The organism is Thermomonas sp., assembly GCF_041905325.1.
Classification (GTDB): domain Bacteria; phylum Pseudomonadota; class Gammaproteobacteria; order Xanthomonadales; family Xanthomonadaceae; genus Thermomonas.
This window is the reverse complement of sequence record NZ_JAYRLK010000001.1, coordinates 124,851-146,485: the sequence shown is the minus strand read 5'-3', so window position 1 is coordinate 146,485 and position 21,635 is coordinate 124,851. Positions and strand designations below refer to the sequence as shown.

21 protein-coding genes are annotated in these 21,635 nt (G+C 69.3%); 10 read left to right on the top strand and 11 right to left on the bottom strand.

Going from position 1 to position 21,635, the window contains the following annotated elements; genetic code table 11:
• The first annotated feature begins 8 nt into the window (after positions 1 to 8).
• Complete coding sequence (locus ACE3OK_RS00615; RefSeq protein WP_374247574.1) at positions 9 to 785, top strand: peptidoglycan DD-metalloendopeptidase family protein; 777 nt, start codon at positions 9 to 11, stop codon at positions 783 to 785.
• Between the two features lie 18 nt (positions 786 to 803).
• Here ACE3OK_RS00615 and ACE3OK_RS00610 read toward each other — a convergent pair whose 3' ends face one another.
• Genes ACE3OK_RS00610 through purM form a run of 3 tightly spaced genes read right to left on the bottom strand, consistent with a single transcriptional unit; the run spans position 804 to position 3,221 of the window.
• On the bottom strand, positions 804 to 1,478 hold the full coding sequence (locus ACE3OK_RS00610) for a DUF3108 domain-containing protein (RefSeq protein WP_374247573.1): 675 nt from the start codon (positions 1,476 to 1,478) through the stop codon (positions 804 to 806).
• Positions 1,479 to 1,512: 34 nt separating this feature from the next.
• Positions 1,513 to 2,157: a phosphoribosylglycinamide formyltransferase gene (gene purN, locus ACE3OK_RS00605; RefSeq protein ID WP_374247572.1), complete on the bottom strand. Its 645-nt coding sequence runs from the start codon at positions 2,155 to 2,157 to the stop codon at positions 1,513 to 1,515.
• Complete coding sequence (gene purM / locus ACE3OK_RS00600) at positions 2,157 to 3,221, bottom strand: phosphoribosylformylglycinamidine cyclo-ligase (RefSeq protein WP_374247571.1); 1,065 nt, start codon at positions 3,219 to 3,221, stop codon at positions 2,157 to 2,159. The genes purN and purM overlap by 1 nt, the downstream gene beginning before the upstream one ends.
• Positions 3,222 to 3,354: 133 nt before the next feature.
• Here purM and ACE3OK_RS00595 point away from each other — a divergent pair, with 133 nt between their 5' ends.
• The 3 genes from ACE3OK_RS00595 to hda are packed head-to-tail and all read left to right on the top strand — an operon-like array spanning position 3,355 to position 6,320.
• Positions 3,355 to 4,452, top strand: coding sequence for a DUF2066 domain-containing protein (locus ACE3OK_RS00595; RefSeq protein ID WP_374247570.1), 1,098 nt, complete (start codon positions 3,355 to 3,357; stop codon positions 4,450 to 4,452).
• Positions 4,453 to 4,454: 2 nt separating this feature from the next.
• The gene (locus ACE3OK_RS00590) at positions 4,455 to 5,609 is read left to right on the top strand and encodes an AI-2E family transporter (protein WP_374247569.1); all 1,155 of its coding nucleotides are present in this window, start codon (positions 4,455 to 4,457) and stop codon (positions 5,607 to 5,609) included.
• A gap of 3 nt (positions 5,610 to 5,612) precedes the next feature.
• A complete protein-coding gene (gene hda, locus ACE3OK_RS00585; protein ID WP_374247568.1) occupies positions 5,613 to 6,320 on the top strand; it encodes a DnaA regulatory inactivator Hda in 708 nt (235 codons plus the stop codon).
• Here hda and murU read toward each other — a convergent pair.
• Both murU and ACE3OK_RS00575 read right to left on the bottom strand, forming a co-directional pair.
• Positions 6,317 to 7,015: an N-acetylmuramate alpha-1-phosphate uridylyltransferase MurU gene (gene murU, locus ACE3OK_RS00580; protein WP_374247567.1), complete on the bottom strand. Its 699-nt coding sequence runs from the start codon at positions 7,013 to 7,015 to the stop codon at positions 6,317 to 6,319. The genes hda and murU overlap by 4 nt on opposite strands.
• Entirely contained in the window at positions 7,012 to 8,016 is a 1,005-nt protein-coding gene (locus ACE3OK_RS00575; protein WP_374247566.1) for an aminoglycoside phosphotransferase family protein, read from the bottom strand. Before ACE3OK_RS00575 ends, murU begins: the two co-directional genes overlap by 4 nt.
• A gap of 42 nt (positions 8,017 to 8,058) precedes the next feature.
• On the opposite strand from ACE3OK_RS00575, the gene ACE3OK_RS00570 reads away from it, so the two are divergent.
• Entirely contained in the window at positions 8,059 to 9,462 is a 1,404-nt protein-coding gene (locus ACE3OK_RS00570; RefSeq protein WP_374247565.1) for a mannose-1-phosphate guanylyltransferase/mannose-6-phosphate isomerase, read from the top strand.
• A 208-nt stretch (positions 9,463 to 9,670) separates the two neighbouring features.
• Here the strand turns inward: ACE3OK_RS00570 and cysK are convergent, their stop codons facing one another.
• Positions 9,671 to 10,630: a cysteine synthase A gene (cysK, locus tag ACE3OK_RS00565; RefSeq protein WP_374247564.1), complete on the bottom strand. Its 960-nt coding sequence runs from the start codon at positions 10,628 to 10,630 to the stop codon at positions 9,671 to 9,673.
• Positions 10,631 to 10,661: 31 nt separating this feature from the next.
• Positions 10,662 to 12,119, bottom strand: coding sequence for a siroheme synthase CysG (cysG, locus tag ACE3OK_RS00560; RefSeq protein WP_374247563.1), 1,458 nt, complete (start codon positions 12,117 to 12,119; stop codon positions 10,662 to 10,664).
• 153 nt (positions 12,120 to 12,272) lie between these two features.
• Here cysG and ACE3OK_RS00555 point away from each other — a divergent pair, with 153 nt between their 5' ends.
• Positions 12,273 to 13,241 (top strand): LysR substrate-binding domain-containing protein, encoded by a 969-nt coding sequence (locus ACE3OK_RS00555; RefSeq protein ID WP_374247562.1) that lies wholly within the window; start codon positions 12,273 to 12,275, stop codon positions 13,239 to 13,241.
• A gap of 12 nt (positions 13,242 to 13,253) precedes the next feature.
• Here the strand turns inward: ACE3OK_RS00555 and ACE3OK_RS00550 are convergent, their stop codons facing one another.
• From ACE3OK_RS00550 to ACE3OK_RS00540, 3 genes are read right to left on the bottom strand one after another with little or no spacing between them, the layout of a single operon-like run.
• On the bottom strand, positions 13,254 to 13,970 hold the full coding sequence (locus tag ACE3OK_RS00550) for a phosphoadenylyl-sulfate reductase (protein ID WP_374247561.1): 717 nt from the start codon (positions 13,968 to 13,970) through the stop codon (positions 13,254 to 13,256).
• Between the two features lie 25 nt (positions 13,971 to 13,995).
• Positions 13,996 to 15,801: an assimilatory sulfite reductase (NADPH) hemoprotein subunit gene (cysI, locus tag ACE3OK_RS00545; protein ID WP_374247560.1), complete on the bottom strand. Its 1,806-nt coding sequence runs from the start codon at positions 15,799 to 15,801 to the stop codon at positions 13,996 to 13,998.
• 60 nt (positions 15,802 to 15,861) lie between these two features.
• A complete protein-coding gene (locus tag ACE3OK_RS00540) occupies positions 15,862 to 17,700 on the bottom strand; it encodes an assimilatory sulfite reductase (NADPH) flavoprotein subunit (RefSeq protein WP_374247559.1) in 1,839 nt (612 codons plus the stop codon).
• Positions 17,701 to 17,952: 252 nt separating this feature from the next.
• On the opposite strand from ACE3OK_RS00540, the gene ACE3OK_RS00535 reads away from it, so the two are divergent.
• Positions 17,953 to 18,300 (top strand): ComEA family DNA-binding protein, encoded by a 348-nt coding sequence (locus ACE3OK_RS00535; protein ID WP_374247558.1) that lies wholly within the window; start codon positions 17,953 to 17,955, stop codon positions 18,298 to 18,300.
• Between the two features lie 78 nt (positions 18,301 to 18,378).
• Here ACE3OK_RS00535 and ACE3OK_RS00530 read toward each other — a convergent pair whose 3' ends face one another.
• A complete protein-coding gene (locus ACE3OK_RS00530; RefSeq protein WP_374247557.1) occupies positions 18,379 to 19,071 on the bottom strand; it encodes an energy transducer TonB in 693 nt (230 codons plus the stop codon).
• A 358-nt stretch (positions 19,072 to 19,429) separates the two neighbouring features.
• Between ACE3OK_RS00530 and ACE3OK_RS00525 the strand changes: the two genes are divergently transcribed.
• The 3 genes from ACE3OK_RS00525 (at position 19,430) to ACE3OK_RS00515 (ending at position 21,595) form a co-directional block, all read left to right on the top strand.
• Positions 19,430 to 19,870: an Rrf2 family transcriptional regulator gene (locus ACE3OK_RS00525; RefSeq protein WP_374247556.1), complete on the top strand. Its 441-nt coding sequence runs from the start codon at positions 19,430 to 19,432 to the stop codon at positions 19,868 to 19,870.
• A 13-nt stretch (positions 19,871 to 19,883) separates the two neighbouring features.
• Positions 19,884 to 20,069: a DUF2292 domain-containing protein gene (locus ACE3OK_RS00520; RefSeq protein ID WP_374247555.1), complete on the top strand. Its 186-nt coding sequence runs from the start codon at positions 19,884 to 19,886 to the stop codon at positions 20,067 to 20,069.
• 107 nt (positions 20,070 to 20,176) lie between these two features.
• Positions 20,177 to 21,595, top strand: coding sequence for an OprO/OprP family phosphate-selective porin (locus tag ACE3OK_RS00515; RefSeq protein ID WP_374247554.1), 1,419 nt, complete (start codon positions 20,177 to 20,179; stop codon positions 21,593 to 21,595).
• Positions 21,596 to 21,635 lie beyond the last annotated feature (40 nt).

Sequence of the window (21,635 nt, the reverse complement as noted above, 5' to 3'; positions counted from 1 at the left end):
TTGCGGTCATGAAGACCACGCGCTTGTTGTTGCTGATGGGGGTGGCTGGTTGCACGTTGGCCGCATGCGGGCACAGCCGGGTGGTGCGTTCGCCGCGTCCTGCGCGGATGGCGGCATCGTCCTTGCCGCCGGTGCGGGTCTCGCAGCCGAAATACGGCACCACGGTGGTGGTGGCCCGGGGGCAGACGGTCTATCGCATCGCCACCGAGCATGGCATCACCGCGCTGGACCTGGCCCTGTGGAACAACATCCCGCCGCCGTACACCATTTACCCGGGGCAGTCGCTGCGTTTGTATCCGTCGGATCGGCGTGAACTGCCGGCCTCTCCGCCCGCGTCGACAAGCGCGGCCGCCCGGCCGCTGGCCACGCCGTCGCCAGCGGTCGTGCCGGCGGTGCCGACCGTCGTGGCCAGCACGCTGGCATGGCGCTGGCCGGCCGACGGCAACGTGGTGGGCACGTTCGCGGCGGGCGACCCCACCCGCCAGGGGATCGATGTCGCCGGCAAGGCCGGGCAGCCGGTGCGTGCCGCCGCCGACGGCGTGGTGGTGTATTCCGGTTCCGGGCTGGTGGGCTATGGCGAGCTGGTCATCATCAAGCACAGCGACCAGTGGCTGTCCGCGTATGGGCACAACCGCGCGCGACTGGTGAACGAGGGGGCGCTGGTCAAGGCCGGCCAGCAGATCGCCGAGATGGGGCGCAGCGGCGCCACCCGTGACGTGCTGCACTTCGAGATTCGCTACAACGGCAAGCCGGTGGACCCGCAGCAGTACCTGCCGGCGAAGTAACCGGCAGGGCGTCCTGCTTCAGCGCACCGTGCGCAGGGTCAGGTCGATTTCATCCCTGCCGTCGCGGCGTTGCAGGATGCGCGCGGGCGTGGGCAGGCCATCGACGATCCACACGATGACCTGCTTGTCGTCGCTGTTGCGCGCCACCTTGGTGGCCGTGCGCGGCTGGCCGTCGATGGTGACGGTGTCCTTGCCCATGTTCTGGTATGTCTGCGGATGCGCCGTGCCGTTGTCGACCAGCCGGTAGGACAGCGGCTTGCCCGCGGCCACGTCGCGCACGATGGCGAGGTTGATCAGCATCCCGTCCATGTCGCCGTCCTGCAGCCTGATCGGGCCCATCCGGTCCGGCTTCACGTCGCCGCTCCAGCGTGCTTCGTGCCGGCCCCAGTCGTAGACGGCATCGCGTTGCGACTTCTTGAACAGCAGTTGGGTGACATCGCTGCCCGACAGCGGCCGGAACATGCCGCCGCGTTCCTCGAACACGGTGAGCTGGCGCGAGCTGCCCAGTGGGTTGCTGATGCTCAGTTCGTAATTCCAGCGGTCCCCGCTGGTGTTGTTCAGGGTGATGCGGGCGTTGGCCTGCACCCCTTTCCAGCTGGCGTCGTAGTCGGCCACGAACGGTTTGACCGCCCATGCCGGCGTGGTGGCCAGCAACAGGGTGGCGAGCAGGAGGGTGGCGCGCAGTGGATTCATCACAAGGCCCCTTGGTGGGCGGCAGGCAACGCTGTCAGGATGCCGGGAACTGTAGCGACAGTGGCGTAAACAGGCGCTGACCATCGATCAGCGGCAGGCCGTCGCATGCCCGCAAGCGGCCGGCGGCCGCCAGTTGCAGCACGTGCAGGAACAGCGGGTGTTCGACGGCAAGCACGCGCGCGGCAAGGGTGTCGGCGTCATCGCCCGGCAGCACCGGCACCGTGGCTTGCGCGATCACCGCGCCACCGTCCAGTTCGGCATTGACGAAGTGGACGCTGGCGCCGTGTTCGGCATCGCCCGCGTCCAGTGCGCGCTGGTGGGTGTGCAGGCCCTTGTGCCGGGGCAGCAGCGAGGGATGGATGTTGAGGATCCGGTCGGCGAAGCGCTGCACGATTTCCGCACCCAGGATGCGCATGTAGCCGGCACAGACGACCCAGTCGGGGGCCACGGCGGCGATGGCATCGGCCAGGGCGGCATCGAAGGCGGCGCGATCTGCGAACGTCTTCGGCCTGCGCGTCCAGCGCAGGGCCTCGGGCACGCGCTGCAGGGCGTGCGCGTCGGGCCGGTCGGAAAACACGCCGACGACCTGCGCATCCAGCGTGCCTGCATGGATGGCATCCAGGATGGCTTGCAGGTTGCTGCCGCGCCCGGAGGCGAGGATGGCGAGGCGGGCCGGCATCAGCGGATGTGCAGCCGTTCGCCCTCGCCCGGGGCCGCCACCACCTGGCCGATCTGCCAGTGCGGCAGGCCTATGCGGTCGAGATCGGCGCCGATCGCGGCGACGGCGGCGGGCGGCACCATCAGCACGTAGCCGATGCCGCAGTTGAAGGTGCGCCACATTTCCTCGCGCGCCACGTTGCCTTCGCGCTGCAGCCAGTCGAACACCGCCGGCAGCGGCCAACTGGCGGTGTCGATCTCCAGCCCGAGGCCCGGCGGCACCACCCGGATGATCTTTTCCACCAGCGCGCCGCCGGTGACGTGGGCCATGGCGTGGATGTCGTGCTTGGCCAGCAGCTCCAGCACCGGCTTGACGTAGATGCGGGTGGGTGCCATCAGCGCGTCGGCCAGGGTGACGCCGCCGAGGTCGAGGTCGAGCCGGCCGTTGTCGGGGGTGACGCCGGCGCGCTCGAGGATCCTGCGCACCAGCGAGTAGCCATTGGAGTGCGGGCCGCTGGAGGCGATGCCGATCAGCACGTCGCCCGCGCGCAGTTTGCTGGAGTCGATGAGCTTCGACTTTTCCACCGCGCCGACGGTGAAGCCGGCCAGGTCGTATTCGCCGGGCGGGTACATGTCGGGCATTTCCGCCGTCTCGCCGCCGATCAGCGCGCAACCGGCGATCTCGCAGCCCCTGGCAATACCGGCGACCACGTTCACCGTGGTGTCGACGTCCAGCTTGCCGGTGGCGAAGTAGTCGAGGAAGAACAGCGGCTCGGCGCCCTGCACCAGCACGTCGTTCACGCACATCGCCACCAAGTCCTGGCCGATGCTGTCGTGGCGGTTCAGTTGCTTGGCCAGAATCAATTTGGTGCCGACGCCGTCGGTGCCGGACACCAGCACCGGCTCCCGGTAGCGGCCGGCGAGGTCGAACAGGCCGCCGAACAGGCCCACTCCGCCCAGCACTTCCGGGCGCATCGTGCGGCGGACCAGCGGCTTGATGCGCTCGACCACCGCGTTGCCGGCATCGATGTCGACGCCGGCGTCGCGGTAGGTCAGGCCAGGGGAGGAGTTGGATTGGGCGGTCACGGCAAGCTCGCTGAAGGCGCGGGAACCCGCGATTTTAGCAGCCGGCGGCCCCGGTCATGGACGTGCCGGCCTGCCTGCGGCACCATTCCGCAGTGTGGGCCGGGGTTTCCGGCGAGGAACGATGATGCAAGCGATGCCGCAAGCGATGGCTCGGTGGATGTTGGCGTTGGCGCTGCTGGTGGGTGGGCTGCTGGGCCCCGGCGTGGCGCATGCGCAGCGCACCGAAGGCGACCGGGCGGTGGCGCAGGGTGCATACGCGGCGGAGGTCGTGGTGCGCAACCAGACCGACGGCGAGCGTGACAAGGCGCTGGCGCGTGCGCTGGCGCAGGTGCTGGTGAACGTCACCGGCGACCGCGACGTCCTCCAGCGCGGCGGGGTGCGCGAGGAACTGGCGAAGGCCAAGGACTATCTGGACGGCTTCGATTACCGGCAGGACGAGGGTGTGGCCGCCACCGGGGCCCCCAGCTTCCAGACCATGCTGGTGGCGCGCTTCAAGCAACCCGAAGTGGATGACCTGGTGGCAATGCTGGGCCTGCCCAGTTGGCCGCAACCGCGCCCCAAGCCGGTGCTGTGGCTGGCGATCGATGACGGCAGCGGGCCGCGACTGGTGGCATTGGCGCAGGTGAACGCGGCCGGCGCGATCCTGGGCCAGGCCAAGGCGCGCGGGTTCGCGCTGGGGCTGCCGGCGGGCAATGCCGCGGAACAGGCGGCGGTCGGGGCGATCTGGCGTGGCGACAGGGCGGCCATTGCCGCCCTGTCCGGGCGCTACAGCCCGCCGATGCAGTTGATCGGCAAGTTGCGGCGCAGCCCCGGCGGCTGGACGGCGGATTGGACCTTCGTCGACAACGGCAAGGTCTTGTCGAGCTGGCAGACCAGCAATGCCGATGCGCGGCGGGCGATGGCCGCGGGCGCCGATGGTACCGCCGACGCCTTGTTCAAGCGCTATGCCAGGGCCGGCAGCGGGGGCACGCCGGGCGTGTACCGGGTGCGCATCCTTGGCATTCAGGGGAGCGACGATTACCTGCGGCTGGCCGGGTATCTGGACGACCTGCCCATCGTCCGTCGCATGATGCCGGTGGCGGCCACGCCGGACGGCATGGAACTGAGCCTGGAGCTGGCCTCCGGGATTGCCAGCTTCGGCAAGTACGTGGGGCGTGGCGGGGTGCTGGAAGCAGTGACGGAGAGTGCGGACGCTGGCCAGCCGACGACATTCCGCCTGACGGGGGGCTGAGGATGCATCGCGAAGAAGATTTGGCCACCATCGCCACCTTCTACCGGCGCGTGCAGTGGGTGGCCCTGGGCGTTGGGGTGGCGTGGGCGATCTGGTTGTTGGCACCGATCCTCAGCCCGTTCGTGTTCGCGGCGATCCTGGGCTGGCTGGGCGACCCGATGGTGGATCGGCTGGAGGCGCGCAAGATCCGCCGCAATACCGCCGTGATCCTGGTGTTCGGGGCGATGGTGCTGGTGCTGGTGATCGTCTCCATCCTGCTGGTGCCGGTGCTGGAAGACCAGGTGCTGACCCTGATCCAGTCGCTGCCGCATTACCGTGACTGGCTGGTGGGCACGGCGTTGCCGTGGGTGGAGCACCGCACCGGTCTGCAACTCCTGACCTGGCTGGACCCCGATCGCCTGTTCAAGCTGTTGCAGGAGCACTGGCAAAGTGCCGGCGGGGTGGCGGCCAACGTGCTGGGTTACCTGTCGCGGTCGGGTTTCGCGCTGATGGGCTGGGTGGCGAACATCGCCTTGCTGCCGGTGCTGACGTTCTTCTTCCTGCGCGACTGGGACCTGATCGTGGGGCGCATCGGCCTGCTGGTGCCGCGCGATCACATCGACACCGTGCGCCGGCTGGCGCTGGAGTCCAACGAGGTACTGGGCGGCTTCATGCGCGGGCAGCTGCTGGTGATGCTGATCCTGGGCATCCTCTACGCGCTGGGGTTGTGGCTGGTGGGGCTGGATCTGGGCATCCTGATCGGGCTGATCGCCGGCCTGCTGACCTTCGTGCCGTACCTGGGGCCGGCGTCGATCGTGCTGTTCGGCGGCATCGCCGCGCTGGTGCAATTCGGCGACTGGCAGCATCTGGCCGGGGTGGGGCTGGTGTTCGGCGTGGGGCAGGTGATCGAAAGCTTCGTGCTGACGCCGATGCTGGTGGGCGATCGCATCGGCCTGCACCCGATGGCGGTGATCTTCGCGGTGATGGCCGGCGGCACCCTGTTCGGGTTCCTCGGCATGCTGCTGGCGTTGCCGGTGGCGGCGGTGGTGAACGTATTGTTGCGCTATGCGCAGGCACGCTATCGTCAGAGCAGGTTGTATGCCGGCGATACCCCGGCGATCCTGCTGGATGCCGGCGGGTCGGGTGATGCGTCCATCGACGGCCCCGACGCGGCCTGAGCCATGAGCAGCCTCGGGCCGCAGCTGCCGCTGGCGCTGCGAGCGCCACCGGACCAGCGTTTCAACCGCTATGTGCAGGCACCGGCGGGATTGCTGGCGCAGTTGCGCACGCTGGCGCAGGCGCGCGCACGCAGTGGCGTGTATCTGCACGGCGTGCACGCCACCGGCAAGACCCATTTGTTGCTGGCCAGCTGTGCGGAAGCCCAGGCAACCGGCCGGCCGGCTGCCTACCTGTCGCTGCGCGGCCTGCGCGGGCGCGTGCAAGCGGCGGTGGACGGGCTGGAACTGGCCGGGTTGCTGGCGCTGGACGACGTGGACGCCATCGCCGGCAACCGCGACGACGAAGTGGCGCTGTTCGACCTGCACAACCGCCTGCACGATGCGGGGCGCGGCCTGCTGTATGCCGCCTCCGCCGTACCGGACGCGCTGCCGCTGGTGCTGCCGGACCTGCGTTCGCGGCTGGCGCAATGCGCGCGCTGGGCGCTGCCGGTGCTGGACGATGGCGGCCGCGCCGAGCTGCTGCGCCAGCGTGCCGCCGCACGCGGGCTGGAGTTCGACGAGGCTGCGCTGGAGTGGCTGCTGCGCCGGGCCAGCCGCGACCTGGGCAGCCTGACCGCGATCTTCGAACGGCTGGACCGCGCCTCGCTGGCCGCGCAGCGCCGGCTGACCGTGCCGTTTTTGCGGCAGGTACTGGAAGCCGATCCGGGTTAGCTGCGCAGTTCCGCGTCCAGCCGCTGCAAGCGCTCCGGCGTGCCCACATCGGTCCAGCGCCCGCGATGGTGTTCGCCGGTGATCGCGCCGCTGGCCATGTGCGCGCGCAGCAGCGGTGCCAGCGGGAACTTCGGTTTGCCGTTGGCGAGCAGCGGTGCGTGGATCACGTCCCGCCAGCCGTCCAGCAACTGCGGGCGATAGACGCCGATCCCGGCATAGGTCAGTTTGGGGTCGCCCTCGGCGCGCACGCAGCCGTCGGCGTCGAGCGCGAAATCACCGTGGGTCGCCTGCGGCGGCCGATCCACCATCAGCAGATGCGCCAGTCCGCGCGGCTCGCTCGGCAGAGCGGCGAAATCGACGTCCGCCCACACGTCGCCATTGACCAGCAGGAAGGGCGCCTCGCCCAGCAGCGGCAGTGCGTTCCACATGCCGCCGCCGGTTTCCAGCGGGGTATCGCCTTCGAAGGCGAAGTGGATGCGCAGGCCCCAGCGCGTGCCATCGCCCAGCGCTGCGGGGAACTGATCTGCCAGCCACGAGGTGTTGACGATGACGTCGCGGGTGCCCAGCGCCGCCAGCTTCTCCAGATGCCATTCGATCAGTGGCTTGCCGCCGACGCGCAGCAGCGGCTTCGGCGTGATGTCGGTGAGCGGACGCATGCGCTCGCCGAGGCCGGCGGCAAAGATCAGCGCCTTCATGTCGAAATCCTTGCGAACGCGGGCTTGATGGTGTGCTCCAGCAGCTCGCGCAGCGGATCGAGCTGGCGGTACTTCGGCACCACCGCGTCGAGGTAGCCGAGGAAGCGCGGCGCGTCCTTGATGTAGCGCGGCTTGCCGTCGCGATGGTGCAGGCGGGCGAAGATGCCGAGGATCTTGAGGTGCCGCTGCACGCCGCACCAGTCGGCGTCGCGCAGGAAGACCTCCAGCGCCGGCACCGGCAGGCCCGCCTCGGCGGCGCGCGCGTGGTAGCGGTGCAGCCAGCCGTCGACGCGCGGCTCCGGCCAGCTGAGGAAAGCGTCGCGCAGCAGGCTGATGGGGTCATAGGCGATCGGGCCCAGCACCAGGTCCTGGAAATCCAGCACCGCCGGGCCGCCTTCGACGGGCATCAGGTTGCGCGGCATGTAGTCGCGATGCGTCGGCACGCGCGGCTGCGCCAGCGCGTTGTCCATCAGACGGTGCTGCACCAGCTCCAGCCGCTCGCTGTCGCCGCAGCCCAGCTCGACGCCGAGGTGGCGGCGGATGAACCAGTCCTCGAACAGCCCGGCATCGCGTTGCAGCAGGGCTTCGCCGAACACCGGGACATCCGCCGGCAGCGCCAGCGACTGCAGCCGCAGCAGCTGGGTGATCGCGGCGTCCATGTGCGCATCGGCGTTGGTGTCGTTGATCAGCTGCGCCACGGTCGGGCCGCCGAGGTCTTCCAGCAGCAGGAAGCCGGCGTCGACATCGCGCGCCAGCACCTGCGGCACGCGCACGCCACCGGCGTCCAGCAGGTCGCGGATGCGCAGCCACGGGCGCACGTCTTCCCGGTCCGGCGGCGAGTCCATCACGATCCGCGACGGCGTGGCGCCCACGCTGCGCCAGTAGCTGCGGAAGCCGGCGTCGGTGGAGGCCCGTTCAAGCCCCGCATCGGCATTTCCCAGCGCGTGGCGGGCCCAGTGCAGGCGGAGGATGGCGCGGTCGTCGGTTGCAGGGCTGCTCATGTGCAAAGGGTAAACTGCCGCTTCGATTCCAGCGAGGCAGGTATGGCGACGTTGCAGCCCGTGTTGTTGTCCGGCGGCTCCGGTACCCGCCTGTGGCCGCTCTCGCGCGAGGCCTATCCCAAGCAGTTCCTGCCGCTGGCGGGCGACGCCACCATGCTGCAGGCCACCTGGCAGCGGGTGGCGGCCATTGCCGATGCTGCGCCGATCGTTGTGGCTGGCGAAGATCATCGTTTTCTGGTCGCCGAACAGTTGCGCCAGATCGGTGCCCCCACCCCGGCCATCGTGCTGGAGCCGCTGGGCCGCAACACCGCGCCGGCGATCGCGGCGGCGGCGCTGCAGGCGCTGGCCGGCGATGATGATCCGCTGCTGCTGGTGCTGCCGTCCGACCACGTGGTACGCGATGGCGAGGCCTTCCGTGCCGCCGTGCGGCAAGCGATGCCGGCAGCCGAGGCGGGCGCGCTGGTGACCTTCGGGGTCGTGCCGGACGCGCCGGAAACCGGCTTCGGCTACATCCAGGCGGCGCCCGGTGATGGCGTGCGCAAGGTGCTGCGCTTCGTCGAGAAGCCCGATGCCGCCACCGCGCAGCGCTACCTGGACGACGGCGGCTATTACTGGAACAGCGGCATGTTCCTGCTGCGGGCCTCGCGTTACCTCGATGAGTTGCAGCGCTTCCGCCCCGACATCGTGGCGGCGGTGCGTGCGGCGTTCGATACGGCCGCACGCGATGGCGATTTCATCCGCCTGGACAAGGCCGCGTTCGCCGCCTGTCCGTCGGATTCCATCGACTATGCGGTGATGGAGAAGACCGATGCCGCCTGCGTGCTGCCGGTGGACATCGGCTGGAACGATGTCGGTTCGTGGTCGGCGCTGTGGGAGGTGAGCGAGCAGGACGCCGACGGCAACGCGCACCACGGCGACGTGGTGTCCATCGACAGCCGCAACAGCTACGCCTACGCGCGGCGGCTGGTGGCGTTGGTGGGCGTGGACGATCTGGTGGTGGTGGAAACCGATGACGCGGTGCTGGTGGCGCGCAAGGACAAAGTGCAGCAGGTCAAGGACGTAGTGGCGCGGCTGAAGGCCGGGCAGCGCTCGCAGGCGGTGCTGCATCGCGAGGTGCATCGGCCGTGGGGCAGCTACGACTCCATCGACATGGCCGACGGGTTCCAGGTCAAGCGGATCAAGGTCAAGCCGGGCGCTAGGCTGTCGCTGCAGTCGCACGAGCGCCGCGCCGAGCATTGGGTGGTGGTGCGCGGCACCGCGCGGGTGACCCGCGACAACGACGTGTTCGAGCTGTTCGCCAACCAGAGCACCTATATCCCGATCGGCGCCAAGCACCGGCTGGAGAATCCCGGCAGCGAGATGCTGGAGCTGATCGAGGTGCAGTCCGGCGACTATCTGGGCGAGGACGACATCGTCCGCTACGAGGATGTGTACGGGCGGTCGTGATGGTGTGTGCGGCCACGTTTTCTCACGGCCGCCTTCCTGCGGGCACTGCCCTCCGCGAATGTCCTCCGGCATTGGCCAGGGGCCAATGCCTCCTCCTTGATTTCGCTGCAGGCAGCGCCCGCAGGAAGGCGGCTGGGGCTAGGCGGGGCTTGTAATGAGAGCCCTCCCGCATCGCGGGAGGGTACGTGCGCTGCGGCGTGCGGCTGGCTCAGCCCAGGCTGGCCAGCCACTCGTCGTCGCTGCCCTCGTTGATGTCGGCGAACAGCGGGCTGGAGAAATAGCGCTCGCCGGTGTCCGGCAGCATCGCCAGCAGCACGCTGCCTTCCGGCGCGTCCTGCGCCAGCGCCAGCGCAGTGGCGGCGGTGGCGCCGGCGGAGATGCCGACGAAGATGCCTTCCTCGGTGGCCAGCCGGCGCGCCGTGGCGATGGCGTCTTCGTCGGTGACCGTGCGCAGTTCGTCATACGCATTGCGGTTGATCACCGCCGGCACGAAATCCGGAGTCCAGCCCTGGATCTTGTGCGGCTTCCATTCGTCGCCCTTCAGCAGCGCCGCGCCGGCCGGCTCGGTGCCGATGATGCGGGTGTCCGGGCGTGCCAGCTTGAGCACCTCGCCCACGCCGGTCAGGGTGCCGCCGCTGCCCCAGCCGCTGACGAAGACGTCCAGCCGCTTGCCGGCGAAGTCGCGCAGGATTTCCGTCGCGGTGGTCTGGCGGTGGTAGGCCGGGTTGGCCGGGTTGGTGAACTGGCTGGCCCAGAACCAGCCGTGTTTTTCCGCCAGCTCCCTGGCCTTCTGCACCATGCCGGTGCCGCGAGCGGCGGCGGGGGTCAGGATGACCTTGGCCCCGTAGGCCCGCATGGCCTTGCGGCGTTCGATCGAGAAGGTTTCGGTCATCACCGCCACGAACTTGTAGCCACGCGCGGCGGCGATCATCGCCAGCGCGATGCCGGTGTTGCCGGAGGTGGCTTCCACAATGGTGTCGCCGGGCTTGAGCACGCCGCGGCGCTCGGCGTCGAGGACGATGCCCAGCGCCAGCCGGTCCTTGACCGAGCCACCGGGGTTGAACGATTCCGCCTTGACGTAGACGGTGGCGTGGCTGGGGGCCAACCGGTTGAGCTTGATGACGGGGGTGTTGCCGATGGCGTCGGTGATGCTGTTGTAGATGGTCATTGCGATGGATCCTTGGAATGCGGCGGGGAGATCAGGCGGCGTGGGCGAGGGCAGCGCCCGGACATCGGGCGTCGGCCAGCGTGAGGGGCGGCGGCCCGAACCAGTGCAGGCGGGCGGCCAGTGCCGCCACCTCGCCCACCACCAGCAGGGCCGGTGCGCGCACGCCATGCGCAGTCGCCAATTCCGGCAGCTGCGCCAGCGTGCCGGCGATCACCCGCTGCTGCGGGTGACTGCCGTTTTCCACCAGCGCCACCGGAGTGGAGCTTGCGCGTCCGTGGGTGATGAGCCTGTCACGCAGTTGCGCCAGCCCCTGCACGCCCATGTAGAACACCAGCGTCTGGTGGGGTTTCGCCAGCGCGCGCCAGTCGTGGTCGGCGTCGCCGCCTTTGGCCTGCGCGGTGAGCAGGTGCACGGATTGCGCGTGTTCGCGATGGGTCAGCGGGATGCCGGCATAGGCCGCGCAAGCGGTGGCGGCGGTGATGCCGGGCACCACTTCATAGTCGATGCCGGCCTCGCGCAGCGCTTCGAGTTCTTCGCCGCCACGTCCGAACACGAACGCATCGCCGCCCTTCAGCCGCACCACGTGGTGGCCGGCACGGGCGTGTTCGAGCAGCAGGGCGTGGATGCGCTGCTGGGTGGCGTCATGGTCGCCACCCACGCGCTTGCCCACGTCGATGCGCAGCGCATCGCGGCGCGCCAGCGCCAGCACGTCCGCGCTCACCAGCCGGTCGTGCAGGATCACGTCGGCCTCGTTGAGCAGGCGCAGCGCGCGCAGGGTCAGCAGGCCGGGGTCGCCGGGGCCGGCACCGACCAGCGCGACGCGGCCAGTACGTGGCGGCGGGGTGGCGTGCAGCTCGGCTTCGATGGCATGCCGTGCGGCTTGCGCCTCGCCGCGCCGCAGCAAGGCTTGCGCCGGGCCGGCCAGCACCCGTTCGAAGAAGGCGCGGCGCTGGCCCAGGTCGGCCAGTTGGTTGCGGATGCGCGTGCGCAGCTCGGCCAGGAGTTGCGCCAGTGACCCCAACGAGGCATCGAAGCGGGCTTCCAGTTGTTCGCGCAGATGCCGCGCCAGCATGGGAGAGGCGCCGCCGCTGGAGATCGCGACCTGCAACGGGCCGCGCTGCACGCGTGCCGGCAGCTGGGCGCTGGCGAGGTCGGCATCGTCCACCACGTTGATGAAGATGCGCCGTGCCTGTGCCGCGGCCGCGATGGCGCGATTGACGGGTGCATCGTTGGTGGCGGCGATGACCAGCCACGCGGCATCCAGCCATCCCGGGGTGAACGTGCCGGCCCGGTGCTGGATCCGGCCCTGCTGCACCAGTGCGGCCAGCGCCTCGCCCAGGGCGGGCGCACCCACGACCACCTCGGCACCGGCTTCCAGCAACGCGGGGACTTTGCGTGCGGCCACGCTGCCGCCGCCCACCACCAGCACGCGGCGGCCGCGCAGGTCGAGGAACAGCGGGAACAGGGCATGGGCAGCAGCGTTTTGCATGCCGACACGCTAGGCGGCGTGACCGGCGGGGGGAAATGGTGGCAGGATGTCTGCTTATGCCGCAAAAGCATAAGCCTTGCGAGGAAATGCGCTCACCAGCCTGTATACTTCATCGCTATATGCAGATATAGCGATATAACGAGTGCCGCCACCATGACCCTGACCCAGCTCCGCTACCTCGTCGCCATTGCCGATTCCGGGTTCAACATCACCCAGGCGGCGGAAAAAGTGCATGCCACCCAGCCCGGATTGTCCAAGCAGCTCAAGCAGCTGGAGGATGAGCTGGGCTTCCAGTTGTTCCTGCGGCGCGGGCGCAGCCTGGAAGGCGTGGCACCGGCGGGGGTGAAGGTGATCGAGCACGCGCGGCGGATCCTCGCCGAGGCCGCCAACATCCGCAGCTACGCTGCCAACGAGCGCGGTGAATTCCGTGGCCGCCTGCTGCTGGCCACCACCCATACGCAGGCGCGCTACGTGTTGCCGAGCGTCATCGCCACGTTGACCCGGCGTTACCCGCAGGTCAGCGTGGACCTGTTCGCGGCGGGCGATGCCGAGGTGCTGGAAAAACTGGCCGAAGCCGATTTCGGCTTGATCAGCACGGCGGGCAGCGAGCCCGCCGCCAACGGCATGAGCGTGCCGCTGTTCCGCTGGCAGCGGGTGTTGCTGGTGCAGAAGACGCATCCCCTGGCGAATCTGGGGCGCGCGCCGTCGCTGGTCGAACTGGCGCGCTATCCGCTGATTTCCTACGAGTCGTCGACGCTGCCGGAGTCGTCGTTGCAGCGCGCGTTCGCCGCCGCCGGCGTCACCCCGCAGATCGCGATGACCGCGCGTGATGCCAACCTCATCAAGACCTATGTCCGCACCGGCCTGGGTGCGGGCCTGCTGGCGGAAATGGCGGTGAACGTACGCGAGGACGATGACTTGCGGGTGGTGCCGGCACCGCCGGAATTGCCCGAGTGCATCACCTGGGCGATCGTGCCGCGCGGCCGCGTGCTGCGCGAATACGCACTGGAGTTGCTGCAAGGCCTGGCACCGCAGATCGACCGCCAGGATCTGCGCCGCATCCTCGAAGGCAACCAGTTGCCCAGTTGGCCGCAGCCACCGCGCTGGCAGGCACAGGACTGACGCGGCCCGCCTTCACAGGTCGAAGTGCAGCCCGCACTCGCGGCGCAGGCCGAAGAAGCGGGTCTGGCCCGGATCCATGCCCGGTTGCAACGGGCGGGTGGTGTGCACGTCGCCCACCGAGACGTAGCCCTGGCGCAGCAGGGGGTGTTCGGGCAGGTCGTGCATGAGGATGTAGCTGCCGATGTCGAGGTCCGACCAGTCGGCGATCGGATGGAACTTGAAGCGCCCATCCTTGAGCTCGAGGAAGGCGATGTCCTTGCGCGTGGCCGCCTGCTCGCGGCGCAGGCCGGCGTGCCAGCAGCGCACCTCCAGCTCGCGCAGCGCGCGCTGCATCGGTTCCACCTTGCGCAACTGGTTGTAGCGGGCGATGCCGTCGCTGCCGGCTTCCCACAGTTTTCCCAGCCTGGCTTCCATCCACGCATTGCCGATGCCCGGGTGGAACACCTTCAGGTTCAGGGCCAGCAGGTCGGTCAGCTGGTCGGCATAGCGGTAGGTTTCCGGGAACAGGTAGCCGGTATCGATCATGATGACCGGGATGCCTGGCCGGATGCCGGCATACAGGTGCAGCGTCACCGCCGACTGCACTCCGAAGCTGGTGGACAGGGCATGCGTGCCGGGCAGGTGTTGCAGCGCCCAGGCGATGCGCTGCGGGGCGGACAGGCTTGCCAGCTGGTCGTTGATGTCGGCCAGCGCAGCCACGGAAACCGTGTGTGGGTGAAGTGGGCTCATCGGGGCAGGTCGTGGTGAGACGGGTTCAACCGGCTTCCGCCGGATCGACGCGGACGTGGGTGGGATAGGGCGGCAGCGCGACGATGCCGACGCGATGCAGGAAGTCGCCGAAGTGTTCGCCGGGTTCGCGTTCGCCGGCGTAGCGGCCCAGCAGCGGGTCCAGCGCCTCGACGATCTGCGCTTCGCCGATGTTGTCGCGGTACAGCGTGTTGAGGCGGGTGCCGCGGTGGTCGCCGCCAAGAAACAGGCTGTAGCGCCCCGGCGCCTTGCCGACCAGCGCGATCTCGGCCAGGTAGGGCCGCGAGCAGCCGTTGGGGCAGCCGGAAATGCGCAGCACGATGGGTTGTTCGCGCAGGCCGTGTCTGTCCAGCAGCGGCTGCACCACCCGCAGGAACGTGGGCAGGTAGCGTTCGGCTTCGGCCATCGCCAGCGCGCAGGTGGGCAGGGCGACGCAGGCCACCGCGCTGCGCGCGAGTGCGCTGGGCGCGTGGTTTTCCACGTCCAGCGCGTACTGCGCCACCAGCGCGTCGATCTGCGCGCGCGCGCCGGCTGGCACCCCGGCGACGATCACGTTCTGGTTGCAGGTCAGGCGGAATTCGCCCGTGTGGATTTTTGCGATCTCGCGCAGGCCGGTCAGCAGTGGGCGGCCATCCTCGAAATCGGCGATGCGGCCGGACGGCAGCGACAGGGTCAGGTGCCACAGCCCGTCCTCGCCTTCCACCCAGCCGAAGCGGTCGCCGTTGTGTTCGAAGCGGTAGGCGCGCGCGGGTTGCAGGGTGAAGCCGGCGCGCTCCTGCATCAGCGCCACGATCTTTTCCACGCCGTGGTCGTCGATGGTGTACTTGAAGCGCGCGTGCTTGCGGTCCTCGCGATCGCCCAGGTCGCGCTGCACGCTGATCGCGGCTTCGGCAATCGCGAAGACCTGCCCTGGCGTCACGAAACCGATCACGTTGGCCACCCGCGGGTAGTGCGCTTTGATCCCATGGCTGGCGCCCATGCTGCCGCCGATGCCGACGTTGAAGCCTGCCAGCGCGCCGTGCGCATCGACGATCGCGATCAGCGCCAGGTCGTTGGCGAACACGTCCACGTCATTGTCCGGCGGCACCGCAATGGCGATCTTGAACTTGCGCGGCAGGTAGGCATCGCCATACAGCGGCTCGTGTTCGACGCCGCTTTCCGCCACTTTTTCCTCGTCCAGCCACACTTCGTAATAGGCGCGGGTGGCCGGCTTGAAGCGCGCGGACAGCCGCTGCGCCCAGTCGTGCACCTGTGCGTGCAGCCGTGAGCGCTGCGGGTTGCTGGCCCCAAGCACGTTGCGGTTGACGTCGCCGCAGGCGGAAATGGTGTCGAGGGTGGCGGCGTTGATCGCCTGCATCGTCTGCTTCAGGTCGCGCTTGACCACGCCATGGATCTGGAAAGTCTGCCGGGTGGTCACGCGCAGCGAATGATTGGCATACGTGGTGGCGATGGCATCCATTCCCAGCCATTGTTTTGGCGTGAACACGCCGCCCGGCGCGCGGATGCGGATCATGAACTGGTGCGCGGGTTCGAGCTTCTGCCGGCGGCGTTCGTCGCGCAGGTCGCGGTCGTCCTGCTGGTAGCTACCGTGGAACTTGATGGTGCGCTGGTCTTCGAAGTTCAGTGAGCCGGTGCTGGCGTCATGCAAGCCCTCCACCAGGGTGCCGCGCAGTCGACGGCTTTCGAGTTTGATTTTTTCGACGGAAGGGTGGCTCATGGGCGTGGTCTCATCGGCTTGTTCTGTGCTGTCGTCCCCGCGAAAGCGGGGGTCCAGGGACGTTGCTTTTCGCGGCGACAGCAGGGCCACGTCCATGGGTTCCCGCCTTCGCGGGAGCGGCGGGCATGAACGGGTGCGGGCATTCGGAATGCCATGTCAGTAAACATCCCGCGCATAGCGCCCCTCCCGCTGCAGGCCAGACAGATAGTCCGCTGCCGCCTCGGCATCGCCGCCGTTGTGCGCGGCGACGATGTCCAGCAGTGCGGCATGCACGTCCTTGCCCATCTGGATCGCACCGCAGACGTACAGGTGCGCGCCGCCTTGCAGCCAGTCGAAGACGGCGCGGCCCTGCTCGCGCAGGCGCTGCTGCACGTGGATGCGCTGGGCCTGGTCGCGCGAGAAGGCAAGGTCCAGCCGGTGCAGTTCGCCCTTGGCCAGCGCCTCCTGCCACTCGGTCTGGTAGAGGAATTCGGTATTGAAGTGACGGGCGCCGAAAAACAGCCAATTGCGGCCGGTGCCGCCGGTTTCGGAACGCTCCTGCACGAAGCCTCGGAAGGGCGCCACGCCGGTGCCGGGGCCGACCATGATGATGTCGCGGCTGGCATCGGCCGGCACGCGGAAGCGTTCGTTGGGCTCGATGTAGACCGGCAGCGCCGCCTCTTCTTCCAGTGCCGACAGGAAACCGCTGGCGGCACCGATGTGGTCATGGCCGTGCGCCTGGTAGCGCAGCACGTCGAGCGTGAGATGGGCTTCCTCGCCCACCCGCTTGCGGCTGGAGGCGATGGAATACAGGCGGCGCGCCTGCGGGCGCAACGCGGCCACCAGCGCCTGCGCGTCCCATGCGGCGGGCCAGCGGCGCAGCGCGTCGATCAGCTGGTGGTCGCCCAGCAACGGGGCCAGCCCGCTGTTGCCGGGTTCCAGCAGCTGCGCCAGTTCGCGCGCGTTCGCGCGCTCGGCCAGCGCCGCCAGCACGGGTCTGGCCAGCCGGGTCAATTCGCGGTGATCCGACAGCCATTGCGCCAGCGGCAGGGTCTGGCCGCCGAACGTGACCGCCGCGTCGCCCGCCAGCTGCGTGGCGTCCAGCACGGCGTCCACCACGGTGGCGGGATTGCGATGCACGATGCCCAGCGCATCGCCGGGTTCGTACTGCAGGCCGCTGCCTTCCAGGGACACTTCCAGGTGGCGAACGTCCTTGTCCACCAAAGCGTAACGCCGGAACCCGGTGCCCTTGAACTCGCGTCCGGTGATGCGTTGATTGGCCAACACGCTGGCGATGAACGGATGTTCGTGCGTCCACGCCGGGGCGGCGTGCGGGCGCAACGGCGTGACCGTGGCCAGATGCGGGGCGGATGCCGGCTTCAGCAGCGTCCTGGCGTGCGCAAGCGCTTGTTCGCGCCACGGCGCGGCCACGCTGTCGATGTCCAGGTCCGCCTCGCCCAGCGCCTGCACGCGCGTGCCGCCCAGTTCGGCCAGCCGCGCATCCAGCTTGCGCGCGATGCCGCAGAAATCGGCGTAGGACGCATCGCCCAGCCCCAGCACCGCGTACTTGAGTTGCGGGAGTTTCGGTGCGCGTTTGCCCAGCAGGAATTCGGTGAAGCCGATCGCGTCGTCCGGCGGATCGCCTTCCCCCTGGGTGCTGATGACCACGAACAACACGGTTTCGTGGGCCAGTTCGCGGGTGGCGTAAGCATCGGCGCGCAACAGGCGCGCGGGCAGGCCGGCGGCTTCCAGTTGCGCGTGCAGGGCATCGGCCGCGCGCTTGGCATTGCCGGTCTGGCTGCCGAAGATGATGGTGGCCGGGCGCACGCTGGCAGGTGCGGCACTGGCCGTGGCCAGCGCCAGCTCCGTCGGCAGTGGTGCACGCGCGATGCCGGCCAGATAGCCGGAGGCCCACAGCAAGGCACCGTGGTCTGCGGTGGCGGCAAATTGCGTGAGCAGGTGCGCCTGCGGGCCGGTCAGGGGCGTTGGCAATGGGCTGGCAGGAAGATGCGACATGGCGGCAATGGCTGGAAGATGCCGTCGCAGGCTAGGGACTGCGTGGCCGCCGGGGAAAGGATGCGCGGTTATGCAGACATGGGCTGCGATGCGATCCGGGCCGCTGGCGGGGTTTTCCTACCCGCCGGCGGGGCGAACCCGTGGCCTTGGGTGCGGTGCCCACCGATCCCGTCGAAGCGTGGATGAGGCGAACCTGTCACTGCCGGTTCGCAAGCCGCGTCACCGGATCAACTCACCTCCAAGGAGCCTGTCATGAAATGCCTGAACACCCTGCTGGCCTCGCTCGTCCTGACCTTCGCGCTGGCCGGTGCCGCCATCGCCGGGGAAACCGTCAACATCAATACCGCCGATGCCGCCACCCTCGACCGGGTGCTGCTCAACATCGGTCCGGCCAAGGCCCAGGCCATCGTCGATTACCGCAAGGCGCACGGTGCCTTCCGCAGCGCCGAGCAATTGGTCGGCGTCAAGGGCGTGGGCCTGAAGACGGTGGAAAAGAACCGCGATCGCATCAGCCTGGGTGGCGCGGTGGCCGCCCGTCCGGCAGCGGTGGCCCGCCCGCAGGTGGCCGTGGCGCAGCCCAGGCCGGTGGCACGGCGCTGAGGCGCGACGCGCCTGCGCTGCGCCACGTCGGGAATGTCCGGCGCGGCGCAGTGCGTGCGGCGTTGCGGTTGCGCGCCGTCAGTGGCGCAAGTTGAACTCGATCGGCACCAGCCCGATCGCCTGCACCGCGCGCCCGGCCTCGGTGGCCGGCTGGAAGCTCCAGCGCTTGAGCACTTGCAGGCGCGCCGCTTCGTCCAGTTCACGGTAGCCGCTGCTGCGGGCCACGCGCACGTCCAGCGGGTGGCCGTTCTCATCCACCAGCACTTGCAGCAGCACCGTGCCCGTCAATCCGCGCTGCAAGGCCGCGCGTGGATACGCGGGGGCCGGTGCGGCGCGGTAGGCCAGCTGCATGGGGGTGGGGGCGGGATTGCCCGGCGGGGTGAGGTCGGTGGTCGGGATGACGGTGTCAGAGTGCGTTTCCACGGCGGTAGTGCTGGTGGCGGTGGTGGCCTCCGTGCGGGTGGCCGTCACCGGGGCGACCGGCGGGTGCGGCACGGCGGGCGTGCTGGCCTGCGGCGGGCGCGGCGGCAACGGTTGGGTGACGATCTCCACCACCTGCGGCGGGCGCGGGATCTGGCGGACCTCCGGGTTGCGTGCGGGCGGCGAAGTGTCCGGCAGCGGTACCGACATCGGCAGCATCAACAGGCCGAACACCAGCAGGTTGAAGGTCATGGTGCTGCTCAGGGTGAGGATGCGGGTGACATCCGGCCGGGCGGCGGGAGCGTGCAGGACGAAACCGGCGGGGCGTGGGGCAGCGTGCGCGTGAACCATGGCAACCTCCTTGCGGGTGGGTGATCCATGCAACGGCCGGGCGCGGGAAACGGGGTCAAGGCCCGGTCGATGCCCGCCACCAACTTGCGCCTGCCGCTGCGGTATCGGCAATGCCGACGGCGTCCGGCGTTTGCGTGCCGTTCAGCGCATCGCCCCGGAGGCGACGATACCCGCACCCGCACCCGCGGCCATCCTCTGCGGCACCGGTTGCGGTTGTGGCGGGTTGGCACCTCCTTCGCTGATGCTGGCGATGCGCCGGGCGCACAAGGACCGATGCGGCAGATGCCGGCACGGCATGGGGCCATCGCCGGAACGCCCGTTGACAGCCCGGGATCTGTTCCTATAAAAAAGATAGGAAATGTTGACGAACAAGGCCAAATACGGACTCCGCGCGATGTGCGCACTGGCGGCGCTGCCCGACGGCGAGCGTTTGCAGGCGCACGTGATCGCCGCGCGCGCCAATATCCCGGTCAAGTTCCTCGAGGCGATCCTGGTCGACCTGCGGCGCGCGGGCTTCGTCGACAGCCGGCGCGGCGCGCAAGGCGGGCATGCGCTGGCGAAGCCGGCGGGTGAGGTGATGGTCGGCGACCTGATCCGTGCCATCGACGGCCCGTTGGCACCGGTGCGCTGCGCCAGCATGACCGCCTACGAACCGTGCGCGGACTGCGCCGATCCCGACAACTGCGCGGTGCGCGCGCTGATGTGGGAAACCCGGCAGGCGCTGTGCGGCGTGCTCGATCACCGCAGTCTCGCCGCGCTCACGCAGCGCGCGCGCCACGAAGCATGGATGCGCCACTGACCGGAGTCCCGCCATGCAGCAACCGCCCGAATCCACGCCGATGTGCGCGCAGGCATCACCGCCGGAGGCGGCAGTCCTGCGTGCCATCCGCGACACCGCCTACGGGACGGTCGAGGTCGTCGTCCACCAGTCCCGCATCGTGCAGATCACCCGCAGCGAGAAAGTCCGGTTCGACCAGCCCCAACACGACGCACGCTGAGCGCGTCGTCCTCCCGTGCCGACCGGACAACCGGAGGCATGCCTTCCCTCTTCCATGCAGGATTCGAAGCCATGCCGTCCTCGTTCTTGTGGTTCCAACCTCCGCCGGTGCGGTCCCGGCTCCCGCGCGCCCGCCTGAGCGCGCTTGCCCTCGCCCTTGTCGCCGCCATGCCGGTGGCGCACGCCGGCGAGCCCACCGGCAACGATCTTCTGGCGCGCATCGCTGCACTGGAGCAGCGGCTCGGCATCGTGCCGGGCGAAGCGACCGAGGGCGCGAATCTTGACCAACGCTTGCGCATCATCGAACGCAAACTCGAATTGCAGGACGAGGCGGCCGAAGCGAAAGCGGCGTCCGCGCCGGTGGTGGCCGCCAGCGCCAAGGGCGTGTCGATCAAATCCGCCGATGGCGCGGTGGAGCTGAAGCTGCGCGTGCTGGTGCAGGCCGACGGCCGCTTCTTCAGTGGCAGGGGCTCGCACAACGATGGCTTCCTGCTGCGCCGGGTCGAGCCGACCCTCGAAGGCAGCTGGGGCAAGCTGGTGGCGTTCCGCATCAATCCGCAGTTCGCCGGCGACAGCGTCACCCTCAACGACGCCTACGTCGACCTGCGCTTCGACCCGCGTGCCACCCTGCGCGTCGGCAAGGCCAAGCCGCCGCTGGGGCTGGAGCGCCTGCAGTCCAGCGCCGCCACCGCGCAGGTGGAGTTGGGGCTGCCGTCCGAACTCGCGCCGGGCCGCGACCTCGGCGTGCAGTTGCAGGGCGACCTGCTGGGCGGCGCGCTCAGCTACGGCATTGGCGCGTTCAACGGCGCGGTCGACGGGCGCGACGCAGCCACTGCCAATCCCGACGGCGAATTCGAATACGTTGGCCGGCTGTTCTGGGAGCCGTTCAAGCAAGCCGGCGGCGATCCGGGCACGCTGGGGCTGGGTGTCGCCGCCAGCGTCGGCGATACCTCCGGCAGCGGCAGCAACGCTCTGCCGCGCTATCGCACACCGGGGCAGGAACAGTTCTTCGGCTATGCAAGCAATATCGTTGCCGACGGCCAGCGCCTGCGCAGGACCGTGCAGGGCTACTGGTACCGCGGGCCGTTCGGGCTGCTGGGCGAATGGATCGGCAGCGCGCAGGACGTGCGCGTCGCCAGCGGCACCGGTGCGGGCACGCGCGCTACCCTGGAACACCGCGCCTGGCAGATCGTCGCGGGCTGGGTGGTGAGCGGCGAGGATGCGAGTTTCCGCGGCGTGCAGCAGCCGTCTTCGCCGTTTGCCATCGGCCAGGACGGCTGGGGCGCGCTGGAGCTGACTGCCCGTTACGGCAGGCTGGCCATCGACGAGCACGCGTTCCCGTTGTTCGCCAGCCCGACGGCGGCGCGCGCGGCAAGCAGTTGGGGCATCGCCCTCAACTGGTACCTCAACCGCAATTTCAAGCTGGCGGCAAATTACGTCGAGACGATCTTCGACGGCGGCGCGGCCACCGGCACCGATCGCCCGGATGAACGTGTGTTTTTCACCCGCGCGCAACTGGCCTTCTGATGCATCGGTTATCGACCCCTGAACGATCGCTATCGAAGCG